This window comes from Sporichthya brevicatena (assembly GCF_039525035.1).
Classification (GTDB): domain Bacteria; phylum Actinomycetota; class Actinomycetes; order Sporichthyales; family Sporichthyaceae; genus Sporichthya; species Sporichthya brevicatena.
Genome location: NZ_BAAAHE010000032.1, coordinates 20,190 through 37,921 on the forward strand (window position 1 = coordinate 20,190; position 17,732 = coordinate 37,921).

The window sequence follows — 17,732 nt, forward strand, 5'->3', positions numbered from 1 at the left end:
GGCCGCTCGTGCTATTGCCAGGTGTCAGAACGACGCGCCAGCGCGAACACTCGGGCTACTTCGGCGGGCTCGAGCAGCACCGGTCCGGCGGCGAGAAAGGGAACCAGCTTTCGCTGACTGACAACCCAAACGTCGGAGGGAACGTCGCGAACGCTGACGCTGTCCGTTCCGACGAACACGATCAGCCCAGTGACCGCAACCGGGCGTCCGCCCGCGGCCTCGAGCAGTTTCGCGGCTCGGCCGGCCTCGTGCCGGGCATTGCGGATGTACGGCCGCGCGCGTCCGTTCACCAGCAGGCGGTCGCCCGCGAGCCAGATCTGCCCGTCCGGGTGATGCTTGGTGTTGACGGTGAACACACCGCCAGGGCCGATCACCAGGTGGTCGAATGTCGGCGCCCTTCGTGCCGATCGGGACGGAGTGCAGGGTGTGCCACGCGGGCCCGAGGCGGCACAGCTCCGCGGCGACCCGGCGCTCGCCGTTCGCCCCGAGGCGCCACGAGCGTCCCTCCGACGGCGCGTCGAGGACGCGCGCAAGCAACCGCCGGATCGGGTTGGATTCGCCACGCAGTGTGGCCTGCTCGGCCGCGGCCACGCCGGGAGGATTAAGCGCGAGATCGAAGTACTCGTCCTCGGCCGGCGCCGTCGGCGCGGGAATCGACGCCTCAATCGAACCCTCGGCCGCGATATCGAGGAGCTGCGGGACCACCTGTGGCCGCGACGGATCCTCCGCGCACCACGCCGCCAGCGCGCGCTCGAAGTCTCCCCGCAGGATCGGTCGCACGAGGACCGTCTCGCCGGACTTGAGATCCACCCAACCGACCCGGCTCTTGTCGGCGGAACTCACATAGATGCGGTCATGTCCGTACCTACGCCATCGCGCCACTTCGAGTTCACCCACAAAGACGACCATCGGCATCGAGACGCTCGACTTGAGAAACGCTGCTTATACAGCACGACCGCATCGGACCAATGGCGACACGCTAGATCATGCACGCGAGGAGCCGGAACTCGCCGCCCTACGTCGGCGAGAGGTTCCCGATCGCTGCCCGCAAGGAACGCGCGCCGCGTACCACGCCAGATGCTGCCCTTGCGTCAGACCACGCAAGGGCGCGGACACGGTCGCTCCTCGTGCCCGCAGGATCGGCTCGAGTGGCCCGACGTACGCGGCACCGGCGTGCATCTCGAAGTGAACGCCGCGAATGGAGCCGAGAGCGTTGATCAGTTGTTCGGTGACGAACTCCGCCCATGCGGACCGGTAGCCCGCGCTCTGGCTGGCCATCGCCAGGTCGTAGGGCGCGACGAGCTCCCCCGGTGCAAGCAGCCCGTACTTCGCACTGAGGACGAACCAGGGTCGCCCGGTCGACTCGGCGAACTCACGCCGGCGTCGGAACAAGGGGCTGACATAGAGGTCTTCCGCCGGCGCCGCGTGATCGAGCTTCGTCTTGACACACCCCACGAGGACGACTCGACGCCCGCGACCAGAAACGCTCGCGTCCTGCATCAGTCTCCTCCGCCCTCCGCCCTCCGAGCGTGGCCGTTCGGATGATCCCCAATTGTCCGAGCAGCCGAGCAGTTTGTTCGCTGCCGTGCCCGACACTGCTTCTCGGGGCCGTCCTGTGCCCCGCGAGGATTCGGGGGATCAGTGACTGTCGAAGCAGTGGAGTCGGCAAACGGTCAGCGCGGGCTGGTGCTCGTCCAGAAGATTCTCGACTGGGGCGTCGATGGCCTTGGTCCTCTTAAGAGCGCGGAGGACGTGGCGCGGGAGCACCTCGCCCAGCACCGCGACGTCGAAGTCGCGATCGACCGGCTGATCCGCACCCACGCCCGGACTGTGACGGCGACGGGCTTCGCCACCGGCTTCGGCGGCTTCGCCGCGATGGGTGTGATGCTCCCCGCCGACATCACGGCGTTCTACGCCCAGGCCGCCCGGTGTGCTGCGGCCGTGGCGCACCTGCGGGGCTACGACATCCATTCCGAGGAGGTGCGCAGCATCATCCTCCTGACCCTGCTCGGGTCCGCCGGCGTCGGTGTCGCGGCCGAGTTCGGTGTGAAGCTCGGGACCAAGGCATCGATGGCAGCCCTGAAGAAGCTGCCGGGGAAGGCCCTGACGGCCATCAATCAGCGAGTCGGTTTCCGGCTGGTGACGAAGTTCGGGTCCAAAGGCTTGATCAACCTCGGTCGGGCGGTCCCGTTCGTCGGCGCCGGCGTCGGCGCTGGGATCAACGCGGTCGGCATGCGGAGCATCGGCACCTACGCGAAGTCCAACTTCCCGGCCGGCGACGTCGTCGTCGAGTCGCCCACGGTCGAGTAGGTCGGGGCCAGGGCCGGCATCCGGCAGACGCCCGTCAGGAACCCGCCCGAAGCGCCGGGCACTGGGGTGTCCCCGGGTCCGGGTCGACGACGGTGTCGAGGTACCGGGCCGGGACGAAGCCCCATGCCCGGCGGTCGCGGTGGTCGGGGTGGCTGACGTCGCCCTGGGTGTAGTACCAGATCCGGTTCCCGCCGGAGTGCAGGCGGCCGGCGGTCCAGCAGACGAACCAGCTCTCGGTGCTGTACAGCGTCCCGGCCTGGGCGCCCGGGTCGTCCTCGCGGGCGAGCGGGGTGAGGAACACCGGCACGTTGGGCTCGTTCGGGCAGAGCTGATCGGCGGTCCAGGTGGCGTCGAACGCCCCGGTCGGGCCGTCGGCCCGGCGGACGTCGGACCGGTTCACGCACACGTCCTCCCCCGTCGCCCCGGTCGGCCCCGCCGACGCCGGCGCGTCCCCGCCCCGGACCGTGACGACCACCGCCCCGGCCAGGACCACCACCGCGAGTCCGGCCGCGAGCAGCACCGCCCGACGCCGCGAGCGGCCCGGGGCGGGCCCCACCGCCTCCGCTCCCTCGGGCTCGACCGGCAGGGGGTCCGGCGCGGACGGCTCAACGGCCGCCGGGGCCGGGCGGACCGCCCCCGATTCCCGGTCGGCGAGGGCGGTCTTCCACCGCCGGACGAGGTCGTCGAGCTCGCCGGGATCGGCGCCGCAGGCCTCGCCGAGCCGGAGCACGACGTCGTCGTCGACCGGCAGCCCCGCCCCCGTGCAGTAGCGGTGCAGGGTGGAGCGGCTGGTGAAGGTCGCTCGCGCGAGGTCGTCGTAGCTGCGCCCGGAGCGCACGCGGAGCTCCTGCAGCAGGTCGGCGAAGCCGTCCGCACCCGCCGGCCGGTCCATCGCTCACCTCACCCCACGTCCCACGCGGGCCCAGCGTGCCACGCCGGCCGGGCGACCCGCGAGATGCCGTCCCACGGGACGCCGCGGCGTCCCACGGGACGTCCCACCCCTGGTCAGCGCCCTGCGCCACCGCCCAGTCTCGATCCCGACACCGCACACCACGCACCGATCGGGGGACCTCATGACCGCGCTCCGGACGACCACCACCCGCCTCGCCGTCGCAGCCACCACCACCGCCCTGCTGACCGGCGTGCCGCTGCTGACCGCGGCCCCGGCCCAGGCCGGCGGCTACTGCCGGGTGATCCCGCACGCGGCCCCGGTCCACGAGCACCCGGACCCGAGCAGCCGCATCGTCCGCCAGCTCGACGCGGGCACCGTCGTCGCCGGGTCGCACGGCCACCCCTGGGAGATGGTCCGCGTCGCCACCGAGCACGACCACGCGTTCCTCGGCTACATGAAGCCGTACAACCTGGACTGCTCCCTCTGACCGGCCCGCCGCCCTGGCAGGCTGGGGCCATGGCGCGGCAGACGATGAAGGTCGGGGACCCGGTGGTCCGGATGACGGTCCAGCTACGGGACGTGGACCCACCCGTCTGGCGACGCATCGAGATCCCGGCCGCCGCCACCCTCGCCGAGGTGCACGCGGTTCTGCAGTCGGCCATGGGCTGGACGGACAGTCACCTCCACGATTTCCACGTCGACGGCGTTCGTTACGCGGTCCCCGAACCCGATTGGGACGTCGGCGAGGTCGGCGACGAAGCCCGCGTCCACCTCCAGCAGTTCGCGAGACCCGGCGCGCAGCTGGAGTACCTCTACGACTTCGGGGACAGCTGGGAGCACGTCCTCACCGTCGAGAGCGTCCACCCCGCCGAGCCGGGCGTCCGCTACCCCCGCTGCCTCGACGGGGCGCGGGCGTGCCCGCCCGAGGACGTCGGAGGCAGCCCGGGGTACGAGAACTTCCTCGAGGCACTGCGCGACCCCGAGCACGAGGAGCACGAGTTCTACACCGACTGGGGCGGATCCTTCGACCCGCAGAGCTTCGACCTCGCCGCGACCGACGCCGCGCTCGCCCGCCTCGTGTGGAAGACCGCCGCCCTGCGCGTCGTGCCCGACCCCGAGCCCGCCGGGCCAGGCCTCACCCTGCGCTGCACCGGCAAGCTGCTGAAAGCGATCGGCGTCCGCCCGGCCGACCTGCCCGAGCTCCCACCCTCACCCCAGGACTGGTACGTCAACCTGGTCTGGATCGACGGGCGCAAGTGCCTCGTCGCCATGCACGCCGGCACGCTGTTCTCGCTCTTCCTCCCGGACGTCCGCGTCGCCGACCTCCGGCCCCTCGGCGCCGCCGTCGTCCCCGCCCTCACCGCCGAGCTTCAGCGCGAGGACCTCCCCGCCGACACCTTCGGCCCGCTCGACCCCGCGGCGGTCCAGCTCGCCAAGACCGCGGACCGAAGCGTCCTCGGCTCTCTCACCGACCTCGCCGACCGTTGCGACTGGATCGCCCGGAACGACGGCGGCCTGGCGCAGCTCGATCTCGACAAACTCCACCACCACTTCCAGCGCACCCCCTACAGCGCCCGGGGCTTCGCGTACCCGATCGACCTGGTCCGCCGTCAGCTCGGCGCCACCGACGCCCCCAGCCACCAGTCCTGACCCGGCGTTCAGAGGGCCTCGCCGCTCACCCAGGCGCCGCTGTACAGCACCAGGGCCGGGACCACGCCGACCTGCGTTACGTCCTTCGGGCGACGAACATCGAGGAGACCGAGTTCCGTCTCCATCTCTCCGGACGCCGGCCGACGCTTCACCAGCAGTCGGGTGCCGTCCGGGCTCCACGCGAGCGGGGACCAGCCGCGGACCACGACAGCCTTCCCCGTCATCGTGTCCAGCAGACTCGTGTCCGTCGGCTCCGCGGTCGGATCGTCGACCCGGTAGACGCGGGCAGCGACGTAACCGGTGCCGACGAGAGCATCGCCGATACGGGGCGCGATCCGGAAAACCCGCCGCGCGCCGTCGCCGACGATCGCGACCTGGTCATCGGCGTTGTCCCGATGGACGAGTTCGAGAAACCCACCCGACAACGTCCCCGCCAGATTGATCTCCCGGCGCGAGGAGAACAGCACCCGCGTCCGCTCGGTCTGCGGGTCGTACTCCAGGACCCGACCAAGGACTCTCCGGTCGTTGTCGGGCCCGTCGTCCTCGAACCGGATCCGACCGTTCGGCCGCACCTCCGGAGAGAAGCCGTGCGGACGGCCAACTCCTGGCAGCGGAACAAGTTCGCCACCTTCGGTCACGAGCGCGAGTTTGTCCAGCTGCTCGTCGGCCGCCACCACCACGACGGTCGACCGGTCCGCGGCGAGGTTCGAGATCCGCTTGTCCGTCGTGATCCGATGGACAGTCAGCGGATCGAAGGTGATCCCGTACAGATCCGCGGACAGGACGTCCCCGTCCGCACTCGCTGCCACGTAGAGGTCGAAACTGTGCAGCCCCGGCACCGCCGCCGACGCACGGTCCGAGGGCGAGTCCTCATCTCCGCAGCCGCCGACCACGATGACCGCGAGCATCGCCAGCACGGCGCCGACCGGCCAGCGACGCATCCCGGTTCCCTTCACTCAAACCCCGGCGTAGAGAACAAAGTAGAAGGCGACGTCCGAAGGCTCGGTTCCGGCCGGGAACTCCCACAGACCGTGCGCGATGGCGCCCTGGAAATCGTGGCTACCGCTCTTCGGCCAGCAGCGGTACCAGCGACCGATGCAGTTGTCCTGCCACCACGCGTTGACTGCATTGCGGTCGTATGTGTCCATGAATGTGTTCCACGGACCGCGATGAGAGCCCAGCAGCTTGTCCGCCGGCTTCTGCGTCAGCGACGCTGATATCCCGACGGGTCCCTTCTTGACCTGGAAACCCAGGCCGAGGGTGTAGTTCTCGGGCGTGGACCCTGTGCGCCAGGAATAGCCAATCCGGCGGAAATTCTCGGAATCGGCAAGCGCGATCCCGGTGCCCACGCGGCGCAGGCGGTGGTCGGCCAACTGACCACCACCGACCGAGCAGACCTCCCACTGAGTTGTCGGCGCCCCCTCAACCTCGCGAGCCGCGGTAATGCGATACGGGTGGTACTGGAAGTGGATGCTGCCGCGTCTCGTGCTGGCATACCGATCGAAGTGGTCGAAGGTCTGCAGCTTCCGGTTGTCCCCGTTCTTGATGCAGCTCCGGAGATCCGCGGGGCCCTCGGTAGAAGCGTCCAGACGCAGGGTGCCCGTGCCCAGTACATCGTCAGTAGCCGCATCGACAAGGCTGCGCACTGTGCGCAAGGGTCCGAGCTCTCGCCCTTGACCGGTTCGCGTGTTGATCGCGGCCTTGCCCCCGACAACCACCGAGTTGATCGCCGAGATGGCGTCCTGGTCATCACTCTGCCGCGCCGCGGCCTGAGCGGCGCCTTCCGGAACGGATAGCACACCGGTGATCAAGCTGATGACGAGAAGATTCCGTCGCAGTCGGCCCATGATGTGCCCCCCAGCACCTCGCCGCGTCACCCCCCGGCGACGCCCGCGAGGGCACACACTAGACAAACGGACGGCCTTGTCACCATCCCTCTGCGGGTGTGGATGACCGCTGAATACCGCGAGGGCGAGGCGGCGGAGTTCGCGTTGAAGATGCACCGGGCGCGACGGCCTCGGCCCGGCGAGCACGGGCTCCCGTTCACCTTCGGCGCCTGCTCGGAGGTCGTTCCCCGGTCCGTCCGGGTCGACCTCGGCCGGTCCTTCGCGGACACCCCGTTCGAGGAGGCGACCGCCACTTTCGCCCGTTGAGCGAACGACGCCTTACGTCGGCTTCAGCGGGTCGTGGCCGATGTTCATGAGCCGGCGGCGCCAGCGGTCGTTGCCGCCGGGGGTGGGTTCCTCGGACTCCCCGCGGAGGGAGTCGACCCGGTCGACGACGCGGCGCATGACGGCCAGGTCGTCGTCGGTGAGGTCGGTCTTGCGCTTCCCCAGCACGGCCAGAACGCCCCGGCCGAGGTCGGTGCCGGACTGGTCGGCGAACTCCTCCGACCCCTCGGAGGCGCTCTGGGTCTGGAGCCAGTCCCGCAGCTCGCGGGAGGTCATGTTCACGGCGTCGTGAAACGCCTGCCACAGGGTGTCCAGGTCGACGTCGGAGCTCGCGGAGACGCGGGCCATCGTGATTCCTCCTCAGCGATCGAGTGTCCTTGAGCCCTACCCGATCGCCCGCGCGACGCACACGCGCGTCAGACTCGCGCCGCCTCCTGGCCGAGCCGGGTGCGCAGCTTCACCGCGGCGCGGCGGGCCCGCTTCGCGGTGGCCTTGTCCGGGTGCCGGGCCCCGAGGACGTCGAGAACCTCCTCCACCCGCGGATGGTCCAGCCGCCACATCTCGTCCAGCAGCTCGTTCCGCTCCGGCACACACTCGATACCGAACGAGCGCACCAGCTCCTCCTCGCCGCCGGCGTCGAGGCTGACGGACAGGATGTCGACCATCGCCCCGCTCCACCGCTCCGGCGCGACGTCGGAGCGCCCCACCGCCCCACGCTCCCGCAGCCACAGCAGCGCGAACCCGTCCCCGGGGCCGTCGAGCAAGCTCCGCATCGCCTCCACCGCCGGCTCCTCCGGCACGGTCTCGTCGACGGCGTCGATCGCGAGCATCAGCGTCAGCCGGTCCGCCCCACCGTCGACCACGGCCGTGAGCAGGTCCTGCGCCGCCGACGGATCTGACGATGCGTCAAGCCACGCACACGCGTCGGCCATCCAGTCCTCCGGGCGTCCGACACCGGCCAGCGCCACCAGCTCCGCCGCGCTCGCCCCGGCCGGGTCCGGCCGCTCCGGGATCTCGAACCCCTGACCCCGCAGCAGTTCCACCGCGGCCGCGACGCCCGCCGGCGTGAGCACCGCGATGAAGTGCTCGTCGTCGCAGTCCGGGCACGGCTCGTCGTCCGGGACGATCTCGACCAGACCGAGCTCGTCGAAGTCGCCCAGGACCAGGTCCACACAGACCGGCAGCATCTCCTCGACGAGTCTGGCCGGGTCCGGCAGCCGCTCGGCGACGTAGCGCTCGAGGATGTCGATCAGCTCGGCACCATCGAGCCCGTCCTCGCCGGTGTGCAGGAGAGCGGCCAGCAGCAGGACGCTCGACCCCAGCCGCAGGTCGTGCAGCCAGTCGACGACTCCCTCCCGCGGCGGCACCGACACCAGCGCGGCCTCGACGATGCGCTGATGGGCCGTCAGGATGTCGAGCTCGCCGAAGCTCTTCACCTCGACGAGCTTCTTCTGGTACCGCCGTACCGCCCCGGCGGTGACCGCAATCCGCACGACCCGGTCCAGGTACTCCAGCTCCGTCGCGGACCGGACGCCCTCGAGCTCGTCCCCCGTGGCCAGCATCTGGACCAGCTCGCGGGCGTCGGCCAGGCGCAGGTGGCCCTTCTCGGTCAGCGGGGCTCCGGGCGCGGCGCAGAACTCGGCCAGCGCCTGCACCTGGAGCAGCAGCGGCGCGGACTGCACGTCGTCGAGTCGCTCCTCGATGTCCGGGATCCGGACCGGGTTGAACGTGTTGGGCACGCCCGCGTTGCGACGCTCCACGCGGCCGAGGATCCCCGCGACCGTGTCGTCGTCGAGCTCCAGCACGCGCTCCGCGAGGTCGGCGATCGCGGCGTCGTCCAGCTCCGGCCCGGACTGCAGTCCGCCGACGCCGGCGAACAGACTCTTGGCCATGCCGAAGTTGTCCGGGTCGGACATCTCGCGCAGGAACTCCGCCTGGTTGCGCTCGCACCAGGAGCGGATCGTCGAGGGCCGGTCCGAGGCCGGGTCCAGCCGGCCCGTCTGCGCGAGGAACTCGACGAACGCCGCCACGTTGCCCGGCATGTCCGCGCACAGCTCCGCGGTGGCGGACAGCTTCCGCGGGCACCAGCACAGCAGGAACTCCTGCACCCACGCGACCGTCCACACGTCCAGCACGCCGTCGTCGTACTGGAAGCGCCAGTCGAGCAGCAGCCGCGCGTCGTCGACGTCGACGTTGAGCCCGTGCTCGGCGACCCAGGTCCCGAACTCCGCGACCAGCGCGTCGGACGTCTTCTTGAACTCCTTCTCACTCGCCGGCCGCATCCGCAGCTTCGGCCGGTCCGGCGCCCCCGCCTCCCCGACCACCGCGAGGCGACGGCGCTTCGACGGGCGGTTCGACATCCGGTCCTCCTCCGCTCCGGGCGCCGGAGGTGACGCCCGGGTCGAGCCCCATTCTGGACCGCACCGGCGACCGCCGACAGCCACCACTCCGCGCTGCGTGATGGATGTGCTCACATCTGCTCGCGTTCCGGGTGCGCGAGCATCTGTTACTGGATCCCGGCCGGCAGCGCAAGGACGTAGCCGAGGAACAGCAGCATCATCACCAGCAGCACCGGCCCCCGCCGAAGCCAGCGCAATGAGCACCCGCTCCTGCGGCAGCACGTCCGTCGAGGTCACGGCCACCACCGCGTTGGTTGAATCGGTCAGTCTCGTGCGACCCAGTCCGCCTGGAAGAAGGTCAGACCGGGAATCGTGCCCAGGACCTGCGGGTTCTTCGGGTCCTTCGGGTCCAGTACCGCCAGTTCCGCGTCCGGCAGCCTGGCTTCCCCCGCCCGAACCACGAGCAGCTTCGTCCCGTCCGGGGTCCAGGTCAGCGGAGCCCAGCCGTCGATCACTTCCGTCTTCTCGGAGCCGAGGTCGAGCAGTACGAGACTGCTGGCCGGCGCGCCGGGCGCTGTCGATCCGTACACCCCGGTCGCGATGAAGGCCTTGCCCAGCTTCGGGCTACCGATCCGCTCGGCGATCGGGAAAGCCTGGCGCCGGCCGCTGGGCGACAACAGCGCCACGCGATCAACCCCCTCCGGGTCCCGCAACACCTCCACGAACGTGCCCTTCGGACCAGCGGCCACGATCTGGAACGGCTTGCTCGACCGGTACAGAACGGAGGTCTTACCGGAGTTCGGATCGAACGAGACGTAGCGGTAAAGCACCTCGTCACCCGCCCCGTCGTCCTGAAACTGGATCCGGCCGTCCGGCTGAACCTGTGGGGCGTACCCCGCCGGTCGGCCCAGGCCGGGGATCGGTGCGAGTACACCGTCCACGCCCAGCAACGCCAGCTTGTCGATCTGCTCGTCCCCGGCGGCGACTACGACGACACCCCGGTCTGCGGACAACCAGGAGATCCGCCTGGCGCTCGTCAGGCGATGAGCACGCAAGGGGCTCAAGGTGATGCCGTAGACATCCGCCTGGACGATGTTTCCGTCCGCGCTGCCGACCGCGTAAATGTCGAAGCCGTGAAGCGGCGGTCTTGCATCGCCGGCAGCGGTCGCTCCAGTTTCCTGATTGTCACCGCCACAGCCGCTCAAAGCGATCAGAAATGCACAGGCCAGTGCGCTGCCGCGCAACCGTCGGGTCCGGCGTGGCACTCGCAGCCCCACTTGAATCACGCGTAGGTGGCGTACGCCGTGTAGTACAACCCAACCACGGCAGGCTCCTCACCTTCGGGAAACTCCCACAGCGCGTGGGCGATGGAGCCCTGAAAATCCTTGCTACCGCTGTTCTTCCAACACTTCCACCAGCGACCGATGCAGTTGTCCTGCCACCACGCGTAGACGGCATTGTGCTCGTAAGCGTCCAGGCCCGACCGGAACGGCGCGCGGAACGACCCGAGCAGCTTGTCCGCCGGCTGCTGCTTCAGGCTGGCGTTGATCGACACCGGCCCGCGCTTGACCTGGAATCCCAGGTTCAGGGCGTAGCTTTCCGGTGTAGATCCGGTCTGCCAGGCCTGACCGATCCGCCAGATGTGCGAGCTGTCAGCCATCGCAATGCCGGTCCCCACCCTTCGCAGCCGAGCGCTGTCGAAGTCGCCGCCACCCACCGAACACACCTCCCACTGGGTGGAGAGTCCGCTCTCCAACAGCCGAGCCTGCCCCAGCCGATAGGCGTGGTACTGGAAGTGAACGGTCCCGTCCTTGCCCACGATCATCCGGTTGGACGGTGAGTACGCGGTGACGCGTTTGTTGTTGCCACTCTTGACGCAGGCACGCGGATCGGTCGGACCTTCGGAGCTCACCTTCATCTTGAGCGCGCCCGGGCCGAGGACCTTGCCCGTCGCAGCATCGATGAGCTGACTGACCGTCTGAAGCGGACCGGCCTCGCGGGCCCGGCCGCTGCGGGTGTCGATCTGGACCTCGCCGATCGCGATGAGCTGGCTGAGCTCGGTGAGCACGTCATCGGACTTCTTCGATGCGGCGTGTGCTCCCGGTGCCGCGACGAGACCCGCGACCAGAGCGGCGGAGCAGAGCCCGACGGTACGAGCGGAGACACGGCTGAACTTCATGAGATCGCCCCCCAGCGATTTCGCGGCGCTCCCCCAGCACCGATCGGATCGGGACGATATCGCCGTCCCAGGGCAGAGTGTCCAGCTTTCGCCTCCTAAGAACTCCCTGAGTCGGCATGCCGACCCTCGCCCCGGGTAGCTCGTCAGCCTCAGGACCGGAGGCGGCGTGGACCAGGACGAGTTCATCGAGCAGGTACGGATCCGGGCGCGGCTGAACTCCCGGTCCGAGGCGGAGCGGGCGATCGCGGCGGCGCTGGAGACGCTCGGGGAGGCGATGGCGAACTCGGCGGCGATGAGTCTGGCGTCCAAACTCCCCGGCGAGATCGGGGACCACCTGCGCCGGACCGCGGCGGACCCGGAGGTCCCGCGGATCCCGATCGAGCAGTTCTTCGAGCGGGTCGCCGAACGCGAGGGCGTGCCCCGCCACGCGGCGATCACGCACTCCACCGCGGTGCTCAAGGTCGCCGGGGAGGCGCGGCGCTCCGCCCCGACCTACGTCCCCGCCGAATCCGGGCTCAGCTTCGCCAACCTGTTCAGCGGGTTCTTCGGCGCCGCGGCGCGCAGCGCCTGATCACACGCCGTTGCCACCCGGCCTCAGGAACGTCGCGAACCAGTCCGCCGCGAGCCCGGCGACGGCCTCCAACGCGCCCGCCTCACCGAACAGGTGCGTCGCCCCCTCGACGATCTCCACGCGCCGCGGACACAGCATCAGCGTCGCCGCGCGCTCGTTCACCTCGCGCACCGGTATGTCCTCGCCCCCGACGATCAGCAGCGTCGGCGCCGCGACGCGGACCAGCGCCTTGCCCGCCAGCTCCGGCCGCCCGCCGCGGGAGACCACCGCCCCGATCCGCCCCCGTGCCTGCGCCGCCGCGACCAGCGCGGCCGCCGCACCCGTGCCGGCGCCGAAGTACCCGACCCGCGCGGGCCCGATCTCCTTGCTCAGCCAGCGTTCCGCGTCGTAGAGCCGGTCCGCGAGCAAGCCCACCGGGAACGTCCTCTCCGCCTCGGCCGGGGTGAGCAGGTCGAGCAGCAACGTCCCGATCCCGCGCTCCTGCAGGACCGACGCCACCATCCGGTTCCGCGGACTGTGCCGGCTGCTCCCGCTCCCGTGCGCGAAGACCACCACCGCGTCGGCGCGCTCGGGCAGGACGAGGTCACCCGCCACCGCGGCCCGATCCGTGACGATCGAGACCTGCTGAGCCACCGTCACGACGCGGCTCCCGCGAGCAGTGCGAGCACCTCGTCGTCGCCCGTCTGCCGGTAGTCCTCGTACCAGAGCCCGACCGCCTCGAAGTGATGGGGCGTCAGGATCACGATCAGGTCGTCCACCTCCGCGGTCAGCCGCTCCGCCGTGTCCGGCGCCGCCACCGGGACCGCGAGGACCACCCGCGCCGGGCCGTACGACCGCAGCCCGCGCACCGCGGCCTCGGCCGTCACCCCCGTCGCGAGCCCGTCGTCGACCAGGACGACCTCCGCCCCGGCCAGCGGAGGCAGCGCGCGATCGCCCCGGTACCGCGCGACGCGGCGCTCCAACTCGGTGCGCGCGGCGGCGGTCAGCTCCCGCCACGTCCGCTCCCGGATCCGCGGGGCGTGCGCGTAGACGACCGGCTCGGCCAGGCCCTCCGCGATCGCGCCGATCCCGAACTCCGGTTGCTCCGGCAGCCCCACCTTGCGGGCCACGAACACCTCCAGCGGGGCGGCGAGTGCCTCCGCGATCGGGGCCGCCACCGGCACCCCACCCCGCGGCAGGGCCAGCACGACCGGGTCGGTCAGGTTCAGGGCCGCGACGCGTGGAGCCAACCGGCGTCCCGCGTCGCGGCGGTCCGTGAAGCGCATCGGTCCTCCCGAGGACGCTCTGCCGCTCCCCTACCCACCTGGCGCGCCGGAAAGACCGGGGCATGCGCCACGCCCGGCGGGGCAGTGTCGGAGACGACCACGCAGGAAGGGACCGCGATGGACCTCATCACCGCCGAGCACGTCCGCGCTCTGAGCACCGCCCCGGAAGGGTCCGCGCTGGTCATCAGCGAGGGCCGGGCGCTCGTGCTGCCCGGTCCGTTCAGCGAGGTCAACGGCTACCTCGTCATCGGACGTGAGGATCTCTCCGGCCTGCTCGGCAACGTTCGCGACGACCACGCCGTCGAAGAACTCGCCCAGCGCCTCAACAGCGCCGTCGTCGAGCTCGGCGGCTAGTGGATCAGTCCAGGTTCAGCGCGAGGCACGCCTGCTCGCACCGCCGGCACGCCTCGGCGCAGATCCGGCAGTGCTCGTGCATCTCCGCGTGCGTCGCGCACTCGTCCCCGCACATGCGGCAGGCGTCCGCGCACGCCTGGACCGCCGCGCGCAGCAGCCCCGGCGCGGTGTCGGGCCCCCGCGTCAGGATGCGGGCGAGCGCGTCGCACAGGTCGGCGCAGTCCTGGTTGAGCCGGATGCAGCGCCGCAGGTCGACGACCATCTCCTCGTGCAGGCACGCGTCCGCGCACGAGGTGCACGCCTGCGCGCAGGCCAGGCACGCCTCGATGCACTCGGCCAGCGCGTCGGCGTCGATCCCGACCAACGGACGGGGATGGGCTTCCTGCATCTCGGCGACGAGCACGACGACCTCCGATCGATCCGCGGCCGCGGTGGCCGACGGCTCTGACGTACCCGTCCGGAGAGATCGATCACATGTGGGCTCAACCACGGCGCCACGCCGACCGATCCCTCTACCGTGGGGGAACGTCTTTCGCGTCGATGCGGACGCGGCGCCGTGCGCACCACCTGACCTGCACGACCCGCGCTGATCCCGTCCCGGAGACTCTGTGCCCCTCGAGGCTGACCCCGCTGCACCCACCGACGCACCGGAGCGCCCGTCCCTCGGCGCCGTCGTCAAGCACCTGACCCTGGCGATCCTGACCGCCAACATCATCCCGGGGCTGCTGTTCTACTTCTGCATGCTCGCGAGCAACATCTGGCTCGCCCTGACCGTCGCCCTCTGCTGGTGCTACGGCGCCGCCGCCTGGCGTTCGGTCACCAAGCGCCGCGCGTCGATCCTGCTGTACCTGACGATCATCGGCCTGACGGGCAAGACGATCTTCGCCTTCGCCACCGGCTCGACGTACTTCTACTTCCTGCAGCCGGCGCTCTCGGACGTCGTCGTCGCGACGCTGTTCCTCGGCTCCCTGCTGACCGCCCGTCCCGTCGTCGCCCGCCTCGCGAACGACTTCTATCCGATGGACGACGACCTCCACGGCCGCGACCGCGTCCAGCGCCTGTTCTGGCGGCTGACGCTGCTGTGGGCCGTCATCGTCGGCATCAAGGCGACGCTCTCGCTGTACCTGCTCCACACCCAGCCCACCGACGACTACGTCGCGATGAAGACCGTCTTCGCCCCCGCCCTCATCGCCGGCGGGGCCGCCGTGACCGTCTGGCTCAGCGCCAAGGTCGCCCGCCACGAGGGCCTGCTCGGCGGGTCGCTCCGCCCGGCCTGAACACCCGTAGCGTTGTCCACAGGCACGGAACGGCGCGCCTGGATCTCGGGCAGGCTGTGCCCTCCACACACGGGAGGGGACATCTGATGGCGTACCAGCTCTACGTCTGGGAAGGCGAACGCCCGGCCGAGGACGCCGGCGCGCGCGTGTGCCGGGAGATGGTGTGCCGACACCTCGTCGGCGACAAGACCGAGGCGACGCCAGGGATCCGCGCGTTCGTCGACGCGCTGACCGAGGAGTGGTCCGACGACCCCGACGACCCGGCCTCGATCACCTCGCCCTGGGTCTGGACCCCGCTCCTCGACGACGCCTCGGGCCCCATGCTGCTGCTCACCCTCGACGACGAGATGGCCCTGTACGGGAGCGTCCTCGTCGCCGCCATGGCTGAGGAGCGCGGACTCGTCGTCTACGACCCCCAGCTCGAGCTGCTGCGCCCGGTCTCCGAGGAGATCGCCGCCGCGTACTGGCGCGGGGTCTCGCTGAACTGAGCCTCCGGCGGGGCGCTTAAACACCCGTAGCGTCAGCGGAACCGAGCGCTACTGCGCTCGATCTCGCTGACGCTACGAGGAAAAGTGTCAGGCAGCTTCGCCGGAGGACATCCGGCCGAGAAGCACACCGACACCGACGTGGAGCTCCGGCTGCTGCGGGGCGGGGGCGATCGCGCCCTCGGTGCCCGGGGTGGCCTGCGTGGTCTCGTTCTTCTCAAACTCGGTCATGGCACTGAGACGAATCGACGCGCCGCCCGGACGTGGTCCGTTCGGACCAATTTCGCTAGTCCCTTCGGCCCGTTCCACCTGACCCCGGCGCTACCGCCGCTTCGGCCGGACCCAGCGGTAGGTCACCGTCACCTCATCCCCGGGGCCCATCACGACACGCAGCCCGCGCGAATTGTGGGTGAACGTCACCTTTGTCCCGTCGGTCTGTTGGACCGACACCGACTTCAGTCGGTACGGCGGCTTCGCCTTGAAGAAGGCGGTGAAGCGGCTGCGCTCCTCGATGCCGGACGCCTGGGTCTTGCAGCCGCGGGCGCGGAAATAGTCCGTCGAGGTGCTGCTGGTCGCGTGGCCGGATTCCAACCCTTCCCAGCCGAAGGACGTATTGAGCGCCCGGTGCTTGCCGAAGCCCTGGTGGCACACGACGAACTTGCCCGAACCCGCCGCGGCGACCTGCGTGTCGACCCGAGTTGTCGACTGAGCACCGGCGGAGGCGCCGGAGACGAGGAAGCCGGTGACCCCGACCGCGGTGGCGACCAGGGCGGAGCCGGTGGACAAGGCGAGCGAGCGCTTCATGCGAACCTCCCAGCGCAGGGACCGGCGCAGTCGTCGGCCACCTTCCCTTGATACGAGCGACGCCCCCGCGGACCGGTCCACTTGGGACGGATTTGGCCCGGCCCGAGCACCCGGAACCCCACGCACCACGCCTGCCACAGGCGGACGGTCGCGGCGCGCCGCCGCGCTGTGGCGTCCCGCGGGCGAACCCGGCCCGGTCGATACCATCGGCCATTGTTCCGACGAGGCACGAGGTGGCCGTGCTGCAGCTCCCGACCGGCGAGGGTGTCCTCCCCGACCAGTTCCTCCGGGCCGCGATCGCCGAGGGCGTGATCGACGCCGGGCGGTTCACGATCCCCGCGTCCAACATCCAGCCGGCGAGCCTGGACCTGCGGCTCGGCGAGGTCGCGTACCGGATCCGGTGCAGCTTCCTGCCCCACCGCGACACCGTGGAGCACGGGCTCAAAGACCTGATCGTCGACGAGCTCGACCTGCGCCGCGAGGGCGTCGTCCTGGAGACCGGCCGCCCGTACCTGATCCCGCTCAAGGAGGCCCTGAGCCTCCCGCCCGGGATCCGCGGCAAGGCGAACCCGAAGAGCTCGACCGGCCGTGCGGACGTCTTCACCCGCGTCATCACCGACGGCTCGGACCGCTTCGACGAGATCGCCCCCGGTTACTCGGGCCAGCTGTACCTGGAGGTCGTGCCGCTCTCGTTCCCGATCCGGGTGCGCGAGGACCTCACGCTCAACCAACTGCGCCTCGCCGTCGGCCGCGCCGAGCTGAGCGACGCCGAGCTGCAGGAGTACCACGGCGTCGAGCCGATCCTGTTCGCCGACGGGGCTCCCGTCCCGGCCGAGCAGCTCGTCCTCGGCAACGGCATGTTCCTCGGCCTCGACCTGCGCGCCAACAGCGTCGGCCGGGTCGGCTACCGGGCCCGCCCGAACGCGCCGCTGCTCGACCTCAGCCGCGTCGGCGAGGCCGACCCCGAGCAGTTCTGGGAGCCCGTCAAGCCCGAGCCGGGCAACCGCATCGTGCTCACGCCGAAGGACTTCTACCTGCTGATGTCCTACGAGGCGGTTCGCATCCCGTCCGGCCTCGCCGCCGAGATGACGGCCTACGACCCGACGTCCGGCGAGCTCCGCACCCACTACGCGGGCTTCTTCGACCCCGGCTTCGGCGTCGACCCCGCCGGCGCGCTCACCGGCTCCACCGCCGCGCTCGAGGTCCGTGCCCACGACGTCCCGTTCATGATCGAACACCGCCAGGGCGTCTGCAAACTGACCTTCGAGCGCATGCTCGCCGAGCCCGAGCGCCTCTACGGCCAGGGCATCGGCTCGAACTACCAGAACCAGGTCGAGACCCTCGGCAAGCACTTCCGGCTGCCGGCGACCTCGTCCTAGTACTACAGCCGCACTTATGGATAGGCGCCACGGGCGCGGTAGTGGCTGCGTCGAGC

23 protein-coding genes are annotated in these 17,732 nt (G+C 70.6%); 9 read left to right on the forward strand and 14 right to left on the reverse strand.

Going from position 1 to position 17,732, the window contains the following annotated elements; all coding sequences use genetic code 11:
• Positions 1 to 11: 11 nt before the first annotated feature.
• A complete protein-coding gene (locus tag ABD401_RS17670) occupies positions 12 to 356 on the reverse strand; it encodes a hypothetical protein (RefSeq protein WP_344607130.1) in 345 nt (114 codons plus the stop codon).
• A 628-nt stretch (positions 357 to 984) separates the two neighbouring features.
• A complete protein-coding gene (locus ABD401_RS17675) occupies positions 985 to 1,500 on the reverse strand; it encodes a DUF6884 domain-containing protein (protein ID WP_344607132.1) in 516 nt (171 codons plus the stop codon).
• A 141-nt stretch (positions 1,501 to 1,641) separates the two neighbouring features.
• Here ABD401_RS17675 and ABD401_RS17680 point away from each other — a divergent pair, with 141 nt between their 5' ends.
• Complete coding sequence (locus ABD401_RS17680) at positions 1,642 to 2,310, forward strand: EcsC family protein (protein ID WP_344607134.1); 669 nt, start codon at positions 1,642 to 1,644, stop codon at positions 2,308 to 2,310.
• A gap of 34 nt (positions 2,311 to 2,344) precedes the next feature.
• Here ABD401_RS17680 and ABD401_RS17685 read toward each other — a convergent pair whose 3' ends face one another.
• The gene (locus ABD401_RS17685) at positions 2,345 to 3,202 is read right to left on the reverse strand and encodes a helix-turn-helix domain-containing protein (RefSeq protein WP_344607136.1); all 858 of its coding nucleotides are present in this window, start codon (positions 3,200 to 3,202) and stop codon (positions 2,345 to 2,347) included.
• 181 nt (positions 3,203 to 3,383) lie between these two features.
• Here ABD401_RS17685 and ABD401_RS17690 point away from each other — a divergent pair, with 181 nt between their 5' ends.
• Together ABD401_RS17690 and ABD401_RS17695 are read left to right on the forward strand one after the other, a co-directional pair.
• On the forward strand, positions 3,384 to 3,689 hold the full coding sequence (locus ABD401_RS17690; protein WP_344607138.1) for a hypothetical protein: 306 nt from the start codon (positions 3,384 to 3,386) through the stop codon (positions 3,687 to 3,689).
• 29 nt (positions 3,690 to 3,718) lie between these two features.
• Positions 3,719 to 4,852, forward strand: a complete 1,134-nt coding sequence (locus tag ABD401_RS17695) for a plasmid pRiA4b ORF-3 family protein (RefSeq protein ID WP_344607140.1) — start codon at positions 3,719 to 3,721, stop codon at positions 4,850 to 4,852.
• A gap of 8 nt (positions 4,853 to 4,860) precedes the next feature.
• On the opposite strand, the gene ABD401_RS17700 is transcribed toward ABD401_RS17695, so the two are convergent.
• Complete coding sequence (locus ABD401_RS17700; RefSeq protein ID WP_344607142.1) at positions 4,861 to 5,793, reverse strand: hypothetical protein; 933 nt, start codon at positions 5,791 to 5,793, stop codon at positions 4,861 to 4,863.
• Between the two features lie 15 nt (positions 5,794 to 5,808).
• Positions 5,809 to 6,699 (reverse strand): hypothetical protein, encoded by an 891-nt coding sequence (locus tag ABD401_RS17705; protein WP_344607144.1) that lies wholly within the window; start codon positions 6,697 to 6,699, stop codon positions 5,809 to 5,811.
• A gap of 102 nt (positions 6,700 to 6,801) precedes the next feature.
• On the opposite strand from ABD401_RS17705, the gene ABD401_RS17710 reads away from it, so the two are divergent.
• Positions 6,802 to 7,005 carry a hypothetical protein gene (locus ABD401_RS17710; protein ID WP_344607146.1) on the forward strand — a complete coding sequence of 68 codons (204 nt, stop codon included), beginning with the start codon at positions 6,802 to 6,804 and terminating at the stop codon, positions 7,003 to 7,005.
• A gap of 12 nt (positions 7,006 to 7,017) precedes the next feature.
• On the opposite strand, the gene ABD401_RS17715 is transcribed toward ABD401_RS17710, so the two are convergent.
• The 4 genes from ABD401_RS17715 to ABD401_RS17730 all read right to left on the reverse strand — a co-directional run bounded on the left by ABD401_RS17715 (position 7,018) and on the right by ABD401_RS17730 (position 11,541).
• Positions 7,018 to 7,371, reverse strand: coding sequence for a DUF3140 domain-containing protein (locus ABD401_RS17715; RefSeq protein ID WP_344607148.1), 354 nt, complete (start codon positions 7,369 to 7,371; stop codon positions 7,018 to 7,020).
• 68 nt (positions 7,372 to 7,439) lie between these two features.
• Positions 7,440 to 9,383 carry a hypothetical protein gene (locus ABD401_RS17720; protein WP_344607150.1) on the reverse strand — a complete coding sequence of 648 codons (1,944 nt, stop codon included), beginning with the start codon at positions 9,381 to 9,383 and terminating at the stop codon, positions 7,440 to 7,442.
• A 302-nt stretch (positions 9,384 to 9,685) separates the two neighbouring features.
• Entirely contained in the window at positions 9,686 to 10,606 is a 921-nt protein-coding gene (locus ABD401_RS17725) for a hypothetical protein (RefSeq protein WP_344607152.1), read from the reverse strand.
• Positions 10,607 to 10,644: 38 nt separating this feature from the next.
• The gene (locus ABD401_RS17730; RefSeq protein ID WP_344607154.1) at positions 10,645 to 11,541 is read right to left on the reverse strand and encodes a hypothetical protein; all 897 of its coding nucleotides are present in this window, start codon (positions 11,539 to 11,541) and stop codon (positions 10,645 to 10,647) included.
• A 166-nt stretch (positions 11,542 to 11,707) separates the two neighbouring features.
• On the opposite strand from ABD401_RS17730, the gene ABD401_RS17735 reads away from it, so the two are divergent.
• A complete protein-coding gene (locus tag ABD401_RS17735; RefSeq protein WP_344607156.1) occupies positions 11,708 to 12,112 on the forward strand; it encodes a DUF2267 domain-containing protein in 405 nt (134 codons plus the stop codon).
• Here ABD401_RS17735 and ABD401_RS17740 read toward each other — a convergent pair whose 3' ends face one another.
• Together ABD401_RS17740 and ABD401_RS17745 are read right to left on the reverse strand one after the other, a co-directional pair.
• The gene (locus ABD401_RS17740) at positions 12,113 to 12,751 is read right to left on the reverse strand and encodes a dienelactone hydrolase family protein (RefSeq protein ID WP_344607158.1); all 639 of its coding nucleotides are present in this window, start codon (positions 12,749 to 12,751) and stop codon (positions 12,113 to 12,115) included.
• Positions 12,748 to 13,377: a phosphoribosyltransferase gene (locus ABD401_RS17745; protein ID WP_344607161.1), complete on the reverse strand. Its 630-nt coding sequence runs from the start codon at positions 13,375 to 13,377 to the stop codon at positions 12,748 to 12,750. Before ABD401_RS17745 ends, ABD401_RS17740 begins: the two co-directional genes overlap by 4 nt.
• Before the next feature lie 117 nt (positions 13,378 to 13,494).
• Here ABD401_RS17745 and ABD401_RS17750 point away from each other — a divergent pair, with 117 nt between their 5' ends.
• Positions 13,495 to 13,731 carry a hypothetical protein gene (locus ABD401_RS17750; protein WP_344607163.1) on the forward strand — a complete coding sequence of 79 codons (237 nt, stop codon included), beginning with the start codon at positions 13,495 to 13,497 and terminating at the stop codon, positions 13,729 to 13,731.
• 4 nt (positions 13,732 to 13,735) lie between these two features.
• Here the strand turns inward: ABD401_RS17750 and ABD401_RS17755 are convergent, their stop codons facing one another.
• Positions 13,736 to 14,134, reverse strand: a complete 399-nt coding sequence (locus ABD401_RS17755) for a four-helix bundle copper-binding protein (RefSeq protein ID WP_344607165.1) — start codon at positions 14,132 to 14,134, stop codon at positions 13,736 to 13,738.
• A gap of 205 nt (positions 14,135 to 14,339) precedes the next feature.
• Between ABD401_RS17755 and ABD401_RS17760 the strand changes: the two genes are divergently transcribed.
• The gene (locus tag ABD401_RS17760) at positions 14,340 to 15,008 is read left to right on the forward strand and encodes a VC0807 family protein (protein ID WP_344607167.1); all 669 of its coding nucleotides are present in this window, start codon (positions 14,340 to 14,342) and stop codon (positions 15,006 to 15,008) included.
• A gap of 86 nt (positions 15,009 to 15,094) precedes the next feature.
• On the forward strand, positions 15,095 to 15,496 hold the full coding sequence (locus ABD401_RS17765; RefSeq protein WP_344607169.1) for a hypothetical protein: 402 nt from the start codon (positions 15,095 to 15,097) through the stop codon (positions 15,494 to 15,496).
• Between the two features lie 87 nt (positions 15,497 to 15,583).
• Here ABD401_RS17765 and ABD401_RS17770 read toward each other — a convergent pair whose 3' ends face one another.
• Together ABD401_RS17770 and ABD401_RS17775 are read right to left on the reverse strand one after the other, a co-directional pair.
• Positions 15,584 to 15,724, reverse strand: coding sequence for a hypothetical protein (locus tag ABD401_RS17770; protein ID WP_344607171.1), 141 nt, complete (start codon positions 15,722 to 15,724; stop codon positions 15,584 to 15,586).
• 90 nt (positions 15,725 to 15,814) lie between these two features.
• Positions 15,815 to 16,297, reverse strand: a complete 483-nt coding sequence (locus tag ABD401_RS17775) for a hypothetical protein (RefSeq protein WP_344607173.1) — start codon at positions 16,295 to 16,297, stop codon at positions 15,815 to 15,817.
• Positions 16,298 to 16,530: 233 nt separating this feature from the next.
• Here ABD401_RS17775 and ABD401_RS17780 point away from each other — a divergent pair, with 233 nt between their 5' ends.
• Entirely contained in the window at positions 16,531 to 17,676 is a 1,146-nt protein-coding gene (locus ABD401_RS17780) for a 2'-deoxycytidine 5'-triphosphate deaminase (RefSeq protein WP_344607175.1), read from the forward strand.
• Positions 17,677 to 17,732: the final 56 nt, after the last annotated feature.